Origin of the sequence: Comamonas sp. F1-6 (genome assembly GCF_039581415.1) — a bacterium.
Taxonomy (GTDB): Bacteria; Pseudomonadota; Gammaproteobacteria; order Burkholderiales; family Burkholderiaceae_C; genus Comamonas; species Comamonas thiooxydans.
Window position 1 is genome coordinate 126,510 of the sequence record NZ_JBCPWN010000013.1, and the last position, 18,574, is coordinate 145,083.

An 18,574-nucleotide genomic window follows, 5' to 3' on the forward strand; every position below is an offset into this window, starting at 1 on the left:
CCATATGAGCGATATTGGCAAGCCTGAGCGTGCCACGCAAAACCGCGTGGTAAAGCTGTTCTGCGACGAACTGGGGTACAGCTACCTGGGCGACTGGGCCGACCGCGCAGGCAACAGCCATATCGAAGAGGGCTTGCTGACCGAGTATCTGACGGGTGCGGGCTTTCAATCTGCACAGATCAGCTCGGCGCTGTACAAGCTGCGCACAGAAGCCAATCACCCCGACCGCAGCCTGTACGGCAACAACCAGGCCGTATACCAGTTGCTGCGCTACGGTGTGCCGGTGAAGACCGAAGCGGGCAAGGTGACGGAGACCGTGCACCTGATCAACTGGAAAGCGCCTGCCAGCAATCACTTTGCCATCGCCGAAGAGGTCACCCTCAAAGGCAAGCTGCAGCGGCGGCCCGATGTAGTGCTGTATATCAACGGCATCGCCATCGGTGTGCTGGAGCTCAAAAACAGCAGGGTCAGCATTGGCGATGGCATCAGGCAAAGCCTGTCAAACCAGTTGCCCGAGTTCAACGCCTGGTTCTTCAGCACCGTGCAGTTGGTGATGGCGGGCAACGATTCCGAAGGCATGCAGTACGGCACCATTGGCACGCCGGAGAAATTCTTCCTGACCTGGAAGGAAGACGAGGCTGACAACAGCCGCTACAAGCTGGACAAGTACCTGCTGAAGATGTGCAGCAAGGCCCGCCTCATCGAGTTGATGCACGACTTTGTACTGTTCGACGGCGGCGTGAAGAAGCTGCCTCGCGTGCACCAGTATTTCGGCATCAAAGCCGCGCAAGAGCATGTGCGCCAACGCCAAGGCGGCATCATCTGGCACACGCAGGGGGCGGGCAAAAGCATTCTGATGGTGCTGCTGGCCAAGTGGATTCTGGAGAACAATCCACAGGCGCGGGTAGCCATCATCACCGACCGCGACGAGCTGGACAAACAGATCGAGCGCGTATTTACCGATGCCGGTGAAACCATTTGCCGCACCAGCAGCGGGAGCGACTTGATGAGCCAACTGGGTCAGGCCACGCCTCGGCTGCTGTGCTCGCTGGTGCACAAATTTGGCGCGACAGCCAAAAACGCCGATGCGGACTTTGACGCCTTCATCAAAGACCTGCAGGCGCAGCCCAGCCCCACAGTGGGCGAGGTGTTTGTGTTTGTGGACGAATGCCACCGCACACAGGGCGGCAAGCTCAACCGCGTGATGAAGGCGCTGATGCCCAATGCGGTGTTCATCGGCTTCACCGGCACGCCTCTGCTCAAGAAAGACCGGGCCAGCAGCCTGGAAGTATTTGGCGGCTACATCCACACCTACAAATTCAGCGAAGCCGTGGAAGATGGCGTGGTGCTGGACCTGGTGTACGAGGCCCGCGACATTGACCAGAAGCTGGGCTCGCAGGACAAGATCGACCAGTGGTTTGACGCCAAAACCAAGGCGCTGAACGACTGGCAGAAAGAAGAGCTGAAGAAGCAATGGGGCACGATGCAGAACGTGCTCAGCTCCAAAGCCCGCATGGACCGGGTGGTGGCGGACATTATTTTTGACTTCAGCGTCAAACCGCGCCTGTCCAGTGAACGCGGCAATGCCATCTTGGTGGCTTCCAGCATCTACGAGGCCTGCAAATACTTCACGCTGTTTCAGAAGACGCTGTTCAAGGGCCGGTGCGCGGTCATTACCTCTTACAACCCGCAGGCCAAGGATGTGACGCTGGAAGAGATTGGCGCCGGTACAGAGACCGACAAGCAGTTCATCTACAACACCTATACCGAACTGCTGAGCAATGTGCAACCCAAGCCGGGCAAGTCCAAAACAGAAACCTACGAAGACCAGGCCAAGGCTCTGTTCGTCAAAGAGCCTGCCAATATGCGCCTGTTGGTCGTGGTGGACAAGCTGCTGACCGGCTTTGATGCCCCGCCCTGCTCTTACCTATACATCGACAAGTCCATGCAGGACCATGGTCTGTTCCAGGCAATCTGCCGCACCAACCGACTGGACGGCGATGACAAGGACTTTGGCTACATCGTCGATTACAAGGACTTGTTCAAGAAGGTGGAAAAAGCCATTGCGGTGTACACCTCGGAGATCGACCACAGTGCAGGCGGTGCTGACCCCGAGGTGATGCTGCAGGACCGACTGACACTGGGCCGGGAACGGCTGGATGCTGCGCTGGAAGCCTTGTTCTTGCTGTGCGAGCCAGTTCAGCCGCCCAAGGGCGAGCTAGAACACATCCACTACTTCTGCGGCAATACCGAGATTGCCGACGACCTGAAAACCCATGAACCACAGCGCGTAGCTTTCTACAAGGGTGTGGTGGCGTTGCTGCGCGCCTATGCCAACGTGGCAGATGAAATGGCTGCAGCCGGGTACAGCGAACAAGACGCCAAGTCCATCAAGACAAAGCTGGATCAGTACCTTGCCATCCGCGAGATCATCCGCAAGGCCAGCGGCGAAACCTTGGACCTCAAGCCTTTCGAGGCTGACATGCGGCACTTGATCGACACCTATATCGAAGCCAGCGAGCCACGCAAGATTTCGCCATTTGACGGCATTGGTTTGCTGGACTTGATCGTGAAGACAGGCATTGCGGATGCGATTGCCAACAAGCTGGCCGACATGCAAGGCAACCAACAAGCCATTGCCGAGACGATTGAAAACAACGTTCGCAGCAAGATCATCAAAGACAGCCTGACCGACCCGGCCTACTTTGAAAAAATGTCGGCCCTGCTCAATGAAATCATCAAGCTGCGCAAAGAGCGCGCCATCGAATACGAAGAATATTTAAAGCGCATTGCCGATATAGCCACCAAAGTACAGACAGGTCCAACAGACCCCACATTGGGCAAGCTCGACTCACCCGGCAAGCGTGCCATCTTCAACAACCTGCAGAACTCACCAGTACTGCATGCTGTGAAAGCTGCGGAAGCGGATGCACCTTACGGCCCCGCAGACAGTGACGAAGACCCCGCCGTGACATTGGCCCTCAAGATCGACAAAGCGGTCAAATTAGCTCGGCCAGATGGCTGGAGGGGCGTGCAGGCCAAGGAGTTGGTGATCAAGCGTGCGCTGTACGACACACTCAAGGACGTGGACGAAGTGGAACGCCTGTTTCTTGTCGTCAACGCGCAGCAGGAATATTGATGCCAGAGAGCATTGACCTGGGCGGCATCGCTGCCGAGGTGATCAGAAAGCGCATCAAACATGTGCACTTGAGCGTGTACCCGCCCGCAGGTCGCATACGGATTTCTGCACCCGAGCACATGGCCTTGGACACGATCCGAGTGTTTGCAATTTCAAAGCTGCCATGGATCAAAAGCCAGCAGCGCAAAGTGCGCGCACAGAAACGCGAAGCCCCGCGTGATTACATAGACCGCGAGAGTCACTATCTGTGGGGCAAACGCTATCTGCTGGCCGTGATCGAACGTGATGCAGCGCCCACCATTGACCTCCAGCACAAGCGAATCGTGCTTGGTGTCCGCCCAGGCACCAGCACGGAACGCCGCGAGGAGCTGCTGGATGCCTGGTACCGCGAACAGCTCAAAACGGCATTGCCACCGCTGCTGCAAAAGTGGGAAGCATTGATGAACGTGAAAGCCTCCAAGGTTTTTGTGCAGCGCATGAAAACCAAGTGGGGAAGCTGCAACCCCAACAGCCGCGCCATCCGGTTGAACACCGATCTAGCAAAGAAGCCGCCCGAATGTCTGGAATACATCATCGTGCACGAGCTAGCTCATTTGATTGAGCCTAGTCACAATGCACGCTTTGTCTCAGTAATGAACCTATTTATGCCAAAGTGGGAATACTTCAGGGAAGAACTTAATAATCTACCCGTTCGGCATGAAAATTGGTCTTATTAAAAATTAATCCTTTTTTTGAGCTCTTTTCATCTTCCTTAGTTCGCCTCGATAGTCATCAAAATATGCCATTTTCCGATAATCTGCATCCCGAATAATGAGCGCTTCATCATATCTTTTCTCCATGGTCTCAACATAATTATCATCACTTCTAGATCGAGCAAAACCAGGCTCAATAGATATAATATCTTTTTTACTCTCCCCCATCAAAATTCTATCAAGAATTTTCAAATACTCTTTATATATACCTCCTTTATTTATGCTACCTTTCCCTTTGTACTCAAAATAAACCCCTCCTTTTTTTCTTGAAAAATAGTCGGGCTTTAGCTCCATTATCTCCAAGACAAAGGCTCTTTGCTCTTTTACAATTTTCTCTAATTGCTCCTTAAGATAATTCATTGGCTGCATAACATCTATTTTCAGCACAACCTCCGTTCTCCCTACATCCCCCACAGATATAGAACATGGTTTATTGCGAAAGTGCTCTGACTTTAAAAATTCTGCATACACCTCAAATTCTAGTTCTTCAAAAATATCAGCATCTGACTCAGGAAGGGGTGAGACCTCTGGATCAATCCACTTTTTCAAGCCAAATCTTTCTCTCGGCAAGATGGATGAAGAATGGAAAATTGTGAATCCCACCTCTTTTCTTATTTCTAGAGTGCGCTCATGCCATTCCTTTAAATTTTCCCCAGGCAAGGGCTCCACCCCTTTCTTTCGATGAAATGGACTAACAGCCGCGAAATCCTCTGCCTGACTCTTGCCACTCAGCTTCTCATGCCACGTGTCATCAAGCTGCGGCTGCTCTTCAACCACAAAAAAAGACATAGGAATTTCGTCGGGCAGTGATCGGCAAAGCTCCTGTGTGTTGATGTTCAAGCTACGAACAGACTCCGGAAGCGCCATCCACTGCGCATACGCATCTCTGTATGCAGGGTTGCGTCTAAGAAATTCCCAAGCCCATTGCCTGGATGACTTCGGCCCCACTGGCTCTTTGTCTGCTTGCTGCGTACTCATCCTCACCTCGTTGAACATACTCAGGTGGTCTGGATCGTGCCAAAACAATGCCCGGATGCAAGCCCTCCGTGTCACAGCTATGTCACAGTTGGGGAAAAATTTCCGCACTATTCGGCATCAATGCGGGATGCTAAAATTGGCTTGTCTCGAGTGAAAACAGTAGTGAGCATCAATTGACGATACTTCGCGCCAGAGTTCGTAATGAGAAGGTCGCGTGTTCGATTCATGTCTCCGGCACCAGAATAAAAGCCCCAGGTTCGCAAGAGCCTGGGGCTTTTTCTTTTGCAGCTACTCGGTTTCATCACGATTTGCGCATAAAAGAACAATGCTTTATAATCTGCCGGTTGCTGCATGGCACTTGCCCCGCGCAGTATCTCTCAGGCAGTTCTCACGTTGCCCACGCTTGGCTCCATACAGTCATAGCACTCCATGGCAAGAAGCTTAAGCCACCCGCAAGCGGCTGGCTTATTTGATCCCGGCTCATCAGAGCTGGACTCCTTCATTTTTCATTGGTCGACATGCCCTGCCCTGGGTTTGTGCCGCCCGTTGACTCGATATGCACACAGAACAAATCACAGAGCGTGTCGGCAACTACATTGTGACTGCCCTCACCCAAATGACTCACTCCGGCAAGGTTGCTGCAGCGGTTTCCATCCGACGCGGAACCTATGACCGGATTTTCAGGTTTATCCGCCAGTTCGACACCCCGGATATGGCCAGCAAATATGCCCTCGCCGAGGGGCGCAGCATGGTGCTGGACAACCAGTTGAACTGACCTCTTTGTAGAAAGGAAATATTTTGGCCAAAGAAGAATTGATTGAAATGCAAGGCAGAGTGGACGAGGTTTTGCCGGACGCCCGCTTTCGTGTGACGCTGGACAACGGCCACCAGCTGATTGCCTATTCCGGCGGCAAGATGCGCAAGCACCGTATTCGCGTGCTGGCAGGCGACAAGGTAACGCTGGAGATGTCTCCCTATGATCTGAACAAGGGTCGCCTGACCTTCCGTCATATCGAGCGCTCCAACAACAGCAACCCTGCGCCGCAACAGCGCCGCCACTAAGCCTCGGCGGTTGATCTGGTGCGCTACGGCGACCAGTTCGACATGCTTGTGTCAGCTGCAGGATCACGGGGCTGCGCAAGCACCCGGCCTGCAGCTCAATTGCAAGCTCTGCCTGCTCCAGATGCAGATCGCAGCGGTCAGCTCTGGCTCTTCAATGCTCGCACTGCCTTCAGCGCGTATCGATATGGATCGCGGAGGCACTCTCACGCCATTTGCTTGAGATTCCCACAGCCTGCACATCCAGCCTGGCCAGCCGGGAATCAGGCATGCACAAAGTCCGCCACCAGTCATCGGTGGCATTGCTATCGCCGGCCTCATCCCAGCTCTTGCCCCTCGCTGCAAGTGTTGAAATTCCTTGTAGGTCTGCGACCTTCCTGCACGTAGCGCTGGCGTCGATGCAGGTCATAACCATCAAAGCCAGCATCAACCAGCATCTACATGATGCCCTGTCGTGAATCATGCGATAGGCCAACCAGCCCGCCTTCGCGGGGCCAGATATTCGCAGGAATACGCTAGCCGGCTTCGGTGCTTTTGCTGTGTCCTGCGCCGACTTCTTGGCCATGACGCGACAACTACCTCCAGGCAGCGTTCCCCTTTGGCAAGACTACGGATTTGAAATGATGGCTCGCGCCCTCAGATTGCTTGAAGGCCGTCTAAGGATCCGAGAGACCAGCTCCGACAGCTCAGCACTCGGCACGATTGCGCCCAGCCGCCTTGGCCCGATACAGGGCTTGATCGGCCGCTTCAACCAGATCCAGCGGACTCGCCAGTCCATGCCTACCCTGCATGCTTGCCGCTCCTATGCTCACAGTGACATGGCCGAATTGGCTGGACTCATGGGCGATGTCGAGTCCTCGTATGCATTTCAGCAACTCCTCGGCAACGCGCATGGCGCCCTCCAGCGCGGTATTGGGAAGAATGATGGCAAGTTCCTCCCCACCGTAACGTGCTGCCAGATCCCCCGAACGCTTGGCCGACAGCTCCAGCTGCCGCGACACCGCTTTCAGGCATTCGTCGCCGGCGACATGACCATAGCGGTCATTGAAGCCCTTGAAATGGTCCAGATCGATGAGCAAAAGCGAGAGCACCGTCCCGTCACGCGCGGCACGCCGGACCTCCAGTTGCAGTACCTCGTCGAAGCGTCGCCGGTTCGCCAGCCCTGTCAATGAATCCTGCGTGGCCAGCCGCTCCAGTTCGAGGTTGGCATCCAGTAACTTCTCACGCACTGCCATCAAGGATGTCTCTGCCTGCGCACGCTGTCGAATGAGCAGGATCAGACGCCAGCCTATCAGTGTGACAACTGCCAGCAGACCTAGCACCACACCTGCCGTCAGCAGCGCCTGACTTCGCCAGGCTTGCAGTGCCTCATACCGCCCCCGGGCCACCACCGTGAAAACGGGATAACGATCATTGCTCCTGAAGGCATATAGCCTTTCCGTTCCATCTATGCCGGACTCAAAGGACGCCGTGCCGGATTTCAGGTTAGAGTAATAGCGCAGGAAGTTAGGGGAGCGAGAGAAGTCACGCCCCAGATCCTGTTCACGAAATGGATAACGCACCAACAACTGTCCGCTGGTCGTTGCGAATCCAATAGACCCTTGCTCGCCGACATCGATCTTGCCGAACAAGTGCAGAAAGTTCTCTATCCCCAGCACGACAACGATGACCCCGGCAAAGTCCCCCTCTTGGTTCTCAAATCGCCGGCTGATGGTAAGCACCCATTCCCCTGTAGAGCGGCTACGTATGGGCGCACCGATGAAGATTTCGTGCGACGGGTTATCGCGGTGGTATGAAAAAAAGCGACGGTCAGCGCTGTTGGTTCCCTCGAGAAATCCCCCTCTCGATGACATGAGCCATTTACCGCTCGCATCGAGGACGAGCAATTCATTGAGCTGGGAAAGCAGATGTTCCTGGCGACCGACCAGCTGCTGCATACGCACAAGATGCTCAGGCGTGGTGCCCTGCACCTCCAGGCGCTCAAGCATGCCGAGCAGCAGCATGGAGCTCTGGGTGAAGACCCCCTCGGCATAGGTGTTCAGCGTCTGTGCAAGATTGCGATTGTTGGTATCAATCTCGCTCAGAGTGCGCTGATGTGCCGACCAGATTTGCCAACTGGTGGCTACCAGTACAGAAACCCAGATTACCAACAACAGACTGGTCGCCAGCTGCGCATCGCGCTTGGCAGCCAGAACTTTGCACCCGCCATCACGACTGGTGACGCTGGTCTCCCTCTTCTTTTTTCGACACCACACCTCGACATTCCTCTCATCGTCAACCTGGCAAGAACGGCACTTTTGCATTGCCTGCAGCTTCCCTGCTCAGATTGGACAGGGTAGGGACGAATTTTCCACCATCTCGTGAAACGGCACGGGACAGAGCCGCAGACGAGGCCGAACCTGAAGCCACGATTCAATCGCTGCCAACAGGGCCGCAGCGATCATTCCTGCTCAAGGAAACATGCGGCACAGCTCCCAGGGCGGCCAGGGCTGCGGCAGCATCCGACAGACTGTGCCTGGAGCCCATCGACAGAAGACATTCAGCCTGCTTGGCTTGCCGATGGAAACGGCTGGCAGACGGGTGATCCATTCAGTGAGCAGGACATGGGATCACCCCCCTGTGGCGCCATCGATCCGGCGATAGACAGCGCAAGAGCCGAGCCATCTCTTGACCGCACGCGTCGGCCAAGGCGACCAACGCGACACCATCATGGAACAGTTGCCCGCAAAGCAGCCCAGCACGTCTCAGAATTGCAACCCTGCAGGTTCAAAGTCTCTTCAGGCGCAGGTGTGTTCCGGGAGAAAACCGGCGAACCGGCCCAGCCCAAAACGGTCTTGCGAGGCGCAGCCAATCCTGGCGCCGGTTTGCGAGATCAATGTCCGTCTCCTGAAGCCATGGCATTCGAGTAGCTGTGTCTACTACCACGGTCCAGATCAAAGCAGTTATCCATTGAAAAGCTATCTTTTGAGTAGCTTGTTCCGCTTCAATTTACTTAATTTCAGATAGAAATCATGTCAAAGCTAATGTATTTCAAGCACAAGCCGCTCTCTTTTGCATAAGTACCAGCACCTCACGCACGTCCAGCGCACAGCCACAGCACAAATCTCGCTCATGAATTGATACAGTCTCTTCGGTGCATTGCGCTTATGCTCGCAGCGTTCTGAAACCGATGCGGCCATGGCTTGGGCCATGGACTGCCCCACCCACAATGAAGAAAATCCTTGCTCTTGTTTCCATCTGCCTGCCTGTGGTGCTGATTGCCACGCCACTGAGCAGCCAGGCACATGATCGTCATCACCATCACCACAAGCGCGAGCACAAGGAAGAGTACTGGGACGGCCACTGCAAAGTGGAGCGCAAGTGGAAGAGCAATGGCGAGTACAAGGAAAAGCGCAAGTGCAGAAACCGTCCAGATGCCTACTATGCGCCACAACCGGTTTATGTAGCCCCGCCCCAGCCGGTATATGTCGCGCCGCAGCCGCAAGGGCTGGTCATTGATTCACGCATCGTGCTCAGGCCCTGAGCCGCTATTCGCCCAGAAGGCCGACAGCCTCCGCTGCAATCAGATCCCAGACCAAATGCGCGACAGGCGATAGCTCACGCTGCTGGCGCTTGACCAGCATGATGCTGCGCTGCACCTTGGGCACCAGGGGACGGCTGACCAAAGCGGCACTGCCAGCTGCCGCAGTCGTAGCAGTCTGAGCTGCCCAGGCCGAGGGAATGGCGAGACGCGGCACCACGCTCAAACCCAGACCTTGCTGCACCATGCTGTAGATGGTGGCCGTATGCCCTACCTCCTGCACCACCGATGCAGCCGCGCCATGCGCCTGTAGTGCGGCATCGATCAAGCGACGGCTGCCCGATGCATGATCGAGCAGCACCAACGATTCACCGGCCAACTGTGCCCAGTGCACCTCTTTCTTGCGCGCCAGGCTATGCGAGGAAAGGCAGACCAGACAAAAAGGCTCGGTCAGGATGGTCTGTGCATGCAGATCCTGTTTCTCGGATGGGTCGATCACCACCCCAAAATCCACCTCGCCGCTGCGCACGCTGAGCAGCACATCGCTTTGAATACGATCGAGCAGCTGGATATTGACGCCCGGTGACTGTTGTCTGCCACGCGCAATGCATTGCGGCAGCAGATTGGCGGAAAGCGTGGGACTGCTGGCCACCTTCACGCGGCCCTTGCGCTGTGTCGCCAGGCCTTGCACTTCGAGCAGGCAGGCATCAAGATCCTCGAGCACGCGCGAGAGATTGCCCAGCAGCAGACGGCCTGCCTCGGTCAGTTCCACCTCACGCGTGGTGCGATGCAGCAGCAGCAAGCCCAAGGCCTGCTCCAGATCCGTCACATTGCGGCTGACGGCAGGCTGGGTCAATGCCAGAACATCGGCCGCACGACTGAAACTGCTGCTTTGGGCCACTGCCACAAAGGCACGCAGTTGACGCAGACTGATATTCATATCAAAAAATTATAGGTCTATCGAATAAATCCATTTCTCTTTTAAATGGATTGCGTGTCCAATACGCAGCCATCGCGCACCGGACCGGTGCTTTGCATGGATGGCTTCAGTTCAAGAATATGTCTCGCCCCCGCTTTGTCCCCGATAACTTCACGCTGGCATTGATTGCCACCGTCGTCCTCGCCAGTTTTCTGCCCGCCTCGGGCCAGGTCGCCAAATATGTGGAACTGACCACCACCGGCATCGTCAGCCTGCTGTTCTTTCTGCATGGCGCCAAGCTCTCGCGCCAGGCCATCCTGGCGGGCATAGGCCACTGGCGCCTGCATATCTGGATCTTCATCGCCACCTTTGTGCTGTTCCCCGTGCTGGGGCTGGCACTGCGCCCGGTGCTTTCGCCCCTGGTCACCACCGAGATGTATGTCGGCGTGCTGTTTCTTTGCACCCTGCCCGCCACGGTGCAATCGGCGATTGCCTTCACCTCCATGGCGCGCGGCAATGTGCCCGCCGCCGTGTGCAGCGCGTCCGCCTCTACCCTGCTGGGCATTCTGGTCACACCGATTCTGGTGAGCCTGATACTGCACAAGAATGCGGAAGGCGGCGATGCACTGCATGCCATTGGCAAGATTGCCGTGACGCTGCTGCTGCCCTTTGTCATCGGTCACCTGATGCGCCCTGTGATCGGCGGCTTTTTGCAGCGTCGTGCCTCCATCATCAAGCTGGTGGACCAGGGCTCCATCCTGTTTGTGGTCTATGCCGCCTTCAGCGCTGCCGTCATCAGCGGACTGTGGAAGCAGACACCCCTGCCCTCGCTGCTGGGCTTGATCGTGTTGTGCTGCATTTTGCTGGCCGTCGTGCTCCTCATCACCACCTGGGGTGCACGCCGCCTGGGCTTCAGCAAGGAGGACGAGATCACTCTCGTGTTCTGCGGCTCCAAGAAAAGCATGGTCAGTGGTATTCCCATGGCCAATGTGCTCTTTCCCGCTGCCTCCGTGGGTGCAATCGTGCTGCCGCTGATGCTGTTCCATCAGATCCAGCTCATGGTCTGCGCCGTACTGGCGCAGCGCTATGCCAGGCGTGTGCAGATCGCCGATCAGAGCGAAGCTCATTAAGAGCACAAGACCCATAAAAAGGGGCGCTTCATGCGCCCCTTGTTCTTTTCACGGCAGATCCATCATTTCAAGTAAGCAGCGTCAGCGCGTTTTGCTGACGCAGCAGCTTCGCAGCCTCCGTATTGACGACATCGGTCACCACCACTTGAATTCCAAGCCCGGTCGCAGTCTCGACGATGGCCTGCAGCAGATGCAAGGCACCAGGGCTTTGCGCAGCCTGCTCCGAGAATTCACCACCCAGTTTCACATAGCGCAGCGGCAAGGTATGGAGCTTGGTCAGGCCCATGGGCTGCTGATCCAGGCGACGCAGCCCCACTCCCACGCCAGCCATTGCCATAGCCTGGCAAAATTCGGTGACTTCATCGGGATACGCCGCAAGTCCGTGTGCATCCAGCTCCAGACAGAGTAGCGGCAAGCGGCGTGCCCATCCCGGAGCGTTCAGCTCTTCGCGTAGCCGGCCCAGGAAGTCGGGCTGGGCCAGCGAGGGCAAGGAGATTCGAATGACCAGCTCGCAATCGTTCTGCTCAAGCCATGCAGCCCCGAGGGCCACCGCTCGCAAATCGAATTCTGCCGACAAGCCCAGGCGCACGGCGACCGGCAGGAACAGCGACCCCATCAAGGTCTCGCCGGAAGCAGTGCGCAGCGAGAGCGACGCTTCGCCGCGCTCCTGCATCCCGTTTCGGCCCTTGAATTGCAGTAGTTGAACGGACAGGGAAAGCGCATCCTGTGCCTCCAGGGCGGCAATCAGCATCTGACGCCACAAGGTTTCCCCGGCCAGATCGGAAACCACCTCATCATCGCCGTAGGCTACATATTCCACCTCGGCCTGGCCCGAACTCTCGGCTCGCATCAGACCGTAGTCCAGCCGCGCAAGCACACCTGTTACCGAACTCGATGCCGAGTAATCGGTCAGGGCAAAGCTCCAGCGGCACCATTGGCCACTGCTCAAGGTCACACGCATGGACAGCAGCACCTGTCGGATCTGCTGCACCAGCGACATGGCCTGGGGCCCGGCCAGGGCCGGCATGAGAACCACAAAGTCCGAGCCATTGAGGCGCGCCAGTTGGGCCTTGCACTCGGCATGACTCTTCAACACCTGATTGACCTGTTCACCCATCGCAGCCAGCCATGCATCGGCACTGGCTCGGGACATCTGCGCATTCAGAGCCAGCAGATCACGCTGCCTGAACAGCATCACATGGCCATGTGCCGCAACGCCGTCAGTTTCGCTCAGCGCGCGACGCAACTCATTGACAAAGTACTTGCGATTCGGCAGCTGAGTAACTGGATCAAGATTGACCTCCAGCTCCAGTGATTCGATACGCTCCATTTGCTCCTGCGCCGTAGCCTGCACCCGCTCTCGGGTGTCTGCAATGGCGCTGAGTACGGGCACCAGCTCGGCGACCGCGGCCTTGACGGGCTTCGCCGGTACCTCACTTCCTGCCTGACGTCCAATCGCCTGAACCTGTGCCGAGATTTCCTGCTGCAAGACCTTGCGAAACCATCTGAACAGCAAGACTACAAAGAAAGCCCAGGCCAGCCCGGCCAGCACCACCACACCCGCCAAGCGTACGCTGCTGCCCCACAGTGCCTGGCTCGCATAGCTGTTGTCCACAACCAGCGTCAATTGCCCAACCTGCTTCCAGCCATCGCTGATCACACGCTCTGCCTTTGGCGAACGCAGCGGCAGCACCTCCACAAACCACGGCGGAGCAGCGCCGTCCTGGAGCTTGGCAGCAGAGGCAGAACTATCGGTAATGCCGTTGTCGCGCCTACGCTCGAACAAGGTCTCGCCCTGCGGGGACGCCAGGCGGATCAGCTTGAACTGCCCGCCATCGAACAAGGCCATCATCAGCAGCTCCTGCGTGACCGGATCCTGGTTGGCCGGCTGCGATAGCGACAATGCCAGCGAAGATGCGGCGTTCTCACTCTCGGACTGCAACTGCCCATCCAGATACTGGCGCGCAGCACCGATGCTGAAAGCCAGGGTGCCGATCAAGATTGCCACAATGGCCACCGTCACGCTGATCAAAAGTTGCTTTAACAACGACATCTTGCTGCCTTATCTGTGTCGACCATTCAACATGGCTCCGCTGCCCGCACCGCCAAACATGACATTCATGGCAAAAAACCTTCCTGCTTCATGCGCGCCAGCAGATCGCGCCAGCGCGTAATCCTGTCCACCGAAGCAGGCTGTGCGCCCGCGACATATACACCCTGTGCATTGAAGCTGAATACAGGAGTCAAGTCCTTGCGCTGGCTTGCCGGCATGATGTTGTCCAGCAGACTGTCCAGCACCAGCGGCTCGGCTGCAGGTGTCTCGTAATAGCCCAGCACCATATGCGCAATGCTCTGCGTACTACCCACGCCCCCCAGGCGGGCACGCACATAGATCAGGCGCAGTTTCTCTACTGCCACGCCCAGGCGCAGCAGCGAGAAATACTTGCCAATCACGTAATCCTCGCAGTCTCCAGCCCCTCTGCCCAGGGTTTCAAGGGGCGTGGCCCAATAGTCGGACTGGGACCAGAGGACGCTGTCCTCCGACTGCAACACTGCGCGATTCCAGAACGTGTTGACGGCCGGCAGCTGCTGCTGCAGCGACCTGTCTTTCTGGGCTTGCAGCATCGTCAGCCACTGACCCAGCCTCTGGACACCTGCGGCGCCATAACGAGACTGCATGCTGCTCTGCAGCCGCTCGCCGTCGAAATCCAGCGCGACGGCTTCAAACCCGTTCTGCAGCGCCCAGGTTCCGAGAATCGCCGAGCCATACAAAAGCATGCCTCTGCGCGACAGACGCTGCATTTTTTCCACGGGCTGTGGAAACAGGAGGCTAGGCGAAGTACTCAAGCGAGTTGCAAAAAGAGCAAGCGCGCAAGACATAAATTGCTTGAGACGCCTGTAAATATTGTGATGACTGCTATGAATCTTGAAAGGTCGATGAGAACGCAGTCAGGATTCAATGCTCACAAATGTAACCAATCAAGCAAGCTCTTGAAACGACCTGCCGATCACAGCCGAGCGAAGAGGCAGAAGACTTGATATTTCAAGACTTCTGCCTGACCTCGCCGGGAGCTGCTTATCAGCTGTGGTCGATCTTGAGCTTGCCTTGATCGATCAGCTCCTTGATCAAGGCGTTCTGATCCGCCGTGCTGGTCAACGAGTGTCCAGCGGTGAGATCCACTCCCTTGAACGTGATCAGTTGATCGTAGTTGGAGCCTGCAGCACCCAGATTTCCATCGGTGGAGACCTTGAGCACGGTATCTGCACCACTCTTGGAGAAGTTCAGGAACTTGGACAGATCCGTGCTGCCCTCCTCCCCTTGGAGCAGATCGTGCAGGTCCAGCACATCATTGCCGTTGGTATCGGAGCCGCCCTTGCCAAAGTCGTTGATCACATCCTTGGCAGGAGCCGCAGTGGTTCCCTGATCGCCCTTGAGCCACAGGAAAACATCATCTCCTTCACCACCAATCAGCGTGTCATCGCCCTTGCCGCCGACCAGCACGTCGTTGCCCTTGCCGCCGTCCAGCGTGTCGTTGCCATTGCCCGCCAACAGGATTTCGCCGTCGTTGGTGCCGACCAGATTGTTGCCCGATTGGTAGCTGACGGCGACATTGGCCGAATCTTGGTGACCGTCTGCGGTGTTGATGGTGTACGAGCCCGCACCAATGTAGTCGGTCGAACCAGCATTGGCGTAGTCCACCGTCATGGTGAGTTGGTAGTTTTCCGCTCCGGTGCCTCCGCCGTTCGTATTGTTCGGTACGTTGACGATGTGGATCTCGTAGGTTCCGGTGTGATCCGCCGTAAAGAAAGCGCCGTCCTGGACCACGATGAAGTCGCTGGCGCCCAACGGCCGGTACTCCATCCTAATAGCGTTGCTATTGCTCAGGTTGTGATCAAGGAACAACTTCTCGCCGGCAACGAGTGCAATTGTGAGCAGATCCTGATCGTTGTTGTTGGACGCGCCCACCGAGCCAAGATAGCCGTTGATCTTCAACTGCGCTTGGTTCTGGCTTCCTCCCGATTTGGAGAAATCGTTGCGGGCGACGGTCAACAACTTGTTGGCATCGGAACTGCTACCCGTTCCGGAGAACGTCGTAATCGTACGCACCGAACTGCGGGTGAAGTCATTGCCCTTGTTGCCCCAGCCCGTGTCTACCGTAACGGGGCCTAGTGTCAAGGCCCCAGTGCCGCGAACATCGTTGGCCAACAGTGCGCCGGACTGAACGGTGACCTGCGTGCTCAGAATGTTGGTGATGATCTTGTCGTCCACCGCGTCCGGGGTCTGGTACACCGGTGGCGTCACGTTGACCGTGATGCTGGAGCTAGCCGTGTCGCCGTCGCCGTCCTGCACCGTGAACTGGATGGTGTCGGTGCCAGCCGTCTTCGGTACGTAGCGGTAATTGCCCAGGTTGTCGCCGGCCATATCAAGTGTGAACTTGCCATGCGCAGTGGTCACGGTCAGTTCGGACGTCGCAGAGTCGAAGCTGTACGTGGCGCCCGAGGTGGCGGTCACCTTGTTGGTTGCGGCATCGTAGTTGTAGGTCTTGCCTTCGATGACCAGCTGCGTGATGCGCGCGCCGCTCAGGTCGGCGCCCAACGTGCCGCCCGCGGCGATGTCGCCGTTGATGGGCGGGGCGATGGTGCCGTCGATCGCCGCATCCAGACCGTTCAGGTTTTTCACCAGAATGGTGTTGCTGTCGGCAGGACGCTCCGGGTTGTAGGAAATCGGATCGATGTAGCCACCAGTCGCGCCGGTACCCAAGCCAATGCCATAGGAATTGATATGGTTGTCGGCGAGGAACTTCTCCCAGGTAGTCTGCTGGCTGGAACTGACCGAGCGATTGCTGTCAGGTTCGCCGTCAGTGAAGAAATAGGAGATGTTCTGGACGTTATTGCCTTCGAGCTTGCCCGTGCCGGAGTTGTTCCAGGCGGCCATTGCCTTGGTCAACGCGTCCTGGTAGTTGGTCCCGCCGTCAGCGTAGAGGCCGTTCACGAACGTTTTGGCCTCCGCCAGGGACATCCAGCCGCTGCCCTTCTGCGTTGCGCTGCTGTTGAACTCCAGGATCAAGACGCGCACATCGCCAGCCTCGCCATACTTGTCGAGGAGACCGTTGACCGAAGACTTCAGAACGTCCAGGCGCGACAGCGACCATCCGTTGCTGTTGTTGACGCCGCTGCTCCAGGCCATGCTGCCAGACGTATCCAGCGTCAGCATGATGTTGGTGCCGTGCGAAGACAGCGCCGAGCTTTCGGCGATCGGCTTGAGGCTGGGAGCCGTGTCGGTGATCAGCACGCCCAGGTCGCCCGTTGCCTTGCCGCCGAACTTGTCTTCCACCGTAATCTGGAAATGATCCTGCACGTTGGTGTCGTCACCGGTGTGCGCCTGCTGGCCGCTGGTCTGGTAGGTGTAGCTGACCTTGCCGGTCGTGGCGTCATATCCGGTCAGCGTCAGCGTGCCTTTGCTGGTCGTCAGCGTGATCGGATTGTTCACCAGGTCGGCCAGACGGTCCAGCGTCAGGGACGCGTCGGCGTTGCCCGGGCCGTCGAGCGTCAGCAACTTCAGGCCTGCGCTCGCGGTGATCGTGAACGTGCCGCTACCGGAGGCCAGAGCTTCCGACACGCTGATGGCGCCCGGCGCAGCGAGGTTGTAGTCCTCGATGTTGACGCTGGGAGCAGGAGGTTCCACACCCGCCACTTCGAAGTGGCCAGCGGTGGAGTCACCGTCGGCATCCTTCACCTTGTAGGTGAAGTCGAGCTTGCCGTCCGCGGTGCCTTGCATCGGCTTGTATTGATAGAACTCCCACTTGCCGGTGGCCGGCGTCAAGCGCATCTCGAAGATGAGATTGCCCGACGGGTCGCGGCCTTCGATCAGATTGCCGTTGCTCAGCGTCGTCGTGATGTTCGCGCCTTCGCGCGTCTTCAGGCCACCTTCCGCGCCCGTCAACTCCAGACGGCCTGCGCCGTCGGCGCCGTAACCGTAGTTCAGTGTGCCTTCGCCGTAGGCGATGGCCTGGACGGTATTGCTACCCAGGAAGGTGATGCCCGTGACGGTGAAGTCGCTGTTGTCGCTGGACGAGTTCTTGTGGTTGTCAGTGGCTGAGATCACGATCGTATCGAAGCCGCCTTCCTCGACGCGGAAGTTGGCCGCATAGTCGCCACCGTTCTGGTCGGACGTGAACGTGCGTTCGGCGATCAGGACGCCATCGCGGTAGAACCGCGCGACGCCGCTTTCCACCTCGCCGCCGTACATGGCGCCGAAATCGATGGTGGCGCCGTAGGCGACCTTGCCGCCGGTCAGGTGGATGGTCAGTTCTTCCGAAGCGCCCTGGCCGTCCTTGGTGCGGTAGTCGATCTCGTTGGCGATGTTGTGATACGGCGAGTCCGTGCTGGCGACGCCCAGGCCGGTCTTGCTCTGATTGACCAGGGCATCGACCAGCGTCAGGTCGGTCTTGGACGTAAAGCCCTTGGCCGTGACTTCGATGGCTCCGTTGCCGAAGGTCATCTTCATCTGGTTGTTGTTGTTCTGGCTGCCGGCGAAGTTCACCTTGCCCGTGTAGACGTCCGGGATATCCGTGGTCTGCACTGCGACAGGATCGTTCGACTGCACCACTGGCGCGTCGTCCTCGATCGTGATGTTGATGTTGGTCGACACCGGCGGGTTCACGCCGTCCGATACCTTGACACCGACAGACAGGCCGAGCGTGTCTTCGCGCGAGGTATCGGGATGATCGACCGGAGCTGACAGCTTGACGCTATAGGCGCCGTTATTGTCGATCTTGATGACGATGGCTTCAGCGCCGCCCGCGCGGCCCGTCAGCGTGTGGCCATTGTCGGACAACGTCCAGACGATGGGCGTGTCGTGGGACGTCAAGGCGCCATCGGCAGGAGCCACCAGCGAAATGTTGTAGCTGGCGCCGTTGTCGTCTGTGATCGACAACTGGCCGGTGGCCTGCGGGGAATCGGTCGTGTCCGACGTACCGGTATTGTCCGGAATGCCGCCGGCGAGGCCTTCTTCCGATACCGCGGTGCTGCTGCTTTCCACGACGGGCGGCTTGTTGATGTCCACGATGGCGGCGT

13 protein-coding genes are annotated in these 18,574 nt (G+C 57.5%); 6 read left to right on the top strand and 7 right to left on the bottom strand.

What is annotated here, in order from left to right; all coding sequences use genetic code 11:
* The first annotated feature begins 4 nt into the window (after positions 1 to 4).
* Positions 5 to 3,139 carry an HsdR family type I site-specific deoxyribonuclease gene (locus AAIL66_RS14795; protein ID WP_343497080.1) on the top strand — a complete coding sequence of 1,045 codons (3,135 nt, stop codon included), beginning with the start codon at positions 5 to 7 and terminating at the stop codon, positions 3,137 to 3,139.
* Complete coding sequence (locus AAIL66_RS14800) at positions 3,139 to 3,855, top strand: SprT family zinc-dependent metalloprotease (RefSeq protein ID WP_343497081.1); 717 nt, start codon at positions 3,139 to 3,141, stop codon at positions 3,853 to 3,855. The genes AAIL66_RS14795 and AAIL66_RS14800 overlap by 1 nt, the downstream gene beginning before the upstream one ends.
* A 3-nt stretch (positions 3,856 to 3,858) precedes the next feature.
* Here AAIL66_RS14800 and AAIL66_RS14805 read toward each other — a convergent pair whose 3' ends face one another.
* Positions 3,859 to 4,869, bottom strand: coding sequence for a DUF6499 domain-containing protein (locus AAIL66_RS14805; protein ID WP_343497082.1), 1,011 nt, complete (start codon positions 4,867 to 4,869; stop codon positions 3,859 to 3,861).
* A 556-nt stretch (positions 4,870 to 5,425) separates the two neighbouring features.
* Here AAIL66_RS14805 and AAIL66_RS14810 point away from each other — a divergent pair.
* Both AAIL66_RS14810 and infA read left to right on the top strand, forming a co-directional pair.
* Positions 5,426 to 5,644, top strand: coding sequence for a hypothetical protein (locus AAIL66_RS14810; protein ID WP_003053604.1), 219 nt, complete (start codon positions 5,426 to 5,428; stop codon positions 5,642 to 5,644).
* 23 nt (positions 5,645 to 5,667) lie between these two features.
* Entirely contained in the window at positions 5,668 to 5,931 is a 264-nt protein-coding gene (gene infA, locus AAIL66_RS14815) for a translation initiation factor IF-1 (protein ID WP_003061434.1), read from the top strand.
* Positions 5,932 to 6,100: 169 nt separating this feature from the next.
* On the opposite strand, the gene AAIL66_RS14820 is transcribed toward infA, so the two are convergent.
* Together AAIL66_RS14820 and AAIL66_RS14825 are read right to left on the bottom strand one after the other, a co-directional pair.
* On the bottom strand, positions 6,101 to 6,493 hold the full coding sequence (locus AAIL66_RS14820) for a hypothetical protein (protein ID WP_343497083.1): 393 nt from the start codon (positions 6,491 to 6,493) through the stop codon (positions 6,101 to 6,103).
* A 121-nt stretch (positions 6,494 to 6,614) separates the two neighbouring features.
* Positions 6,615 to 8,183: a sensor domain-containing diguanylate cyclase gene (locus tag AAIL66_RS14825; protein ID WP_343497089.1), complete on the bottom strand. Its 1,569-nt coding sequence runs from the start codon at positions 8,181 to 8,183 to the stop codon at positions 6,615 to 6,617.
* 953 nt (positions 8,184 to 9,136) lie between these two features.
* Between AAIL66_RS14825 and AAIL66_RS14830 the strand changes: the two genes are divergently transcribed.
* A complete protein-coding gene (locus tag AAIL66_RS14830; RefSeq protein WP_034358567.1) occupies positions 9,137 to 9,451 on the top strand; it encodes a hypothetical protein in 315 nt (104 codons plus the stop codon).
* Positions 9,452 to 9,455: 4 nt separating this feature from the next.
* Here the strand turns inward: AAIL66_RS14830 and AAIL66_RS14835 are convergent, their stop codons facing one another.
* Complete coding sequence (locus AAIL66_RS14835; RefSeq protein ID WP_034409935.1) at positions 9,456 to 10,388, bottom strand: LysR family transcriptional regulator; 933 nt, start codon at positions 10,386 to 10,388, stop codon at positions 9,456 to 9,458.
* A gap of 119 nt (positions 10,389 to 10,507) precedes the next feature.
* Between AAIL66_RS14835 and AAIL66_RS14840 the strand changes: the two genes are divergently transcribed.
* Positions 10,508 to 11,497, top strand: coding sequence for a bile acid:sodium symporter family protein (locus tag AAIL66_RS14840; RefSeq protein WP_034409937.1), 990 nt, complete (start codon positions 10,508 to 10,510; stop codon positions 11,495 to 11,497).
* A 67-nt stretch (positions 11,498 to 11,564) separates the two neighbouring features.
* Here AAIL66_RS14840 and AAIL66_RS14845 read toward each other — a convergent pair whose 3' ends face one another.
* From AAIL66_RS14845 to AAIL66_RS14855, 3 genes are all read right to left on the bottom strand, one after another.
* A complete protein-coding gene (locus AAIL66_RS14845; protein WP_034409939.1) occupies positions 11,565 to 13,550 on the bottom strand; it encodes a LapD/MoxY N-terminal periplasmic domain-containing protein in 1,986 nt (661 codons plus the stop codon).
* A 65-nt stretch (positions 13,551 to 13,615) separates the two neighbouring features.
* Positions 13,616 to 14,299: a transglutaminase-like cysteine peptidase gene (locus AAIL66_RS14850; protein WP_052088508.1), complete on the bottom strand. Its 684-nt coding sequence runs from the start codon at positions 14,297 to 14,299 to the stop codon at positions 13,616 to 13,618.
* A gap of 277 nt (positions 14,300 to 14,576) precedes the next feature.
* Positions 14,577 to 18,563: a type I secretion C-terminal target domain-containing protein gene (locus AAIL66_RS14855; RefSeq protein WP_343497085.1), complete on the bottom strand. Its 3,987-nt coding sequence runs from the start codon at positions 18,561 to 18,563 to the stop codon at positions 14,577 to 14,579.
* Positions 18,564 to 18,574: the final 11 nt, after the last annotated feature.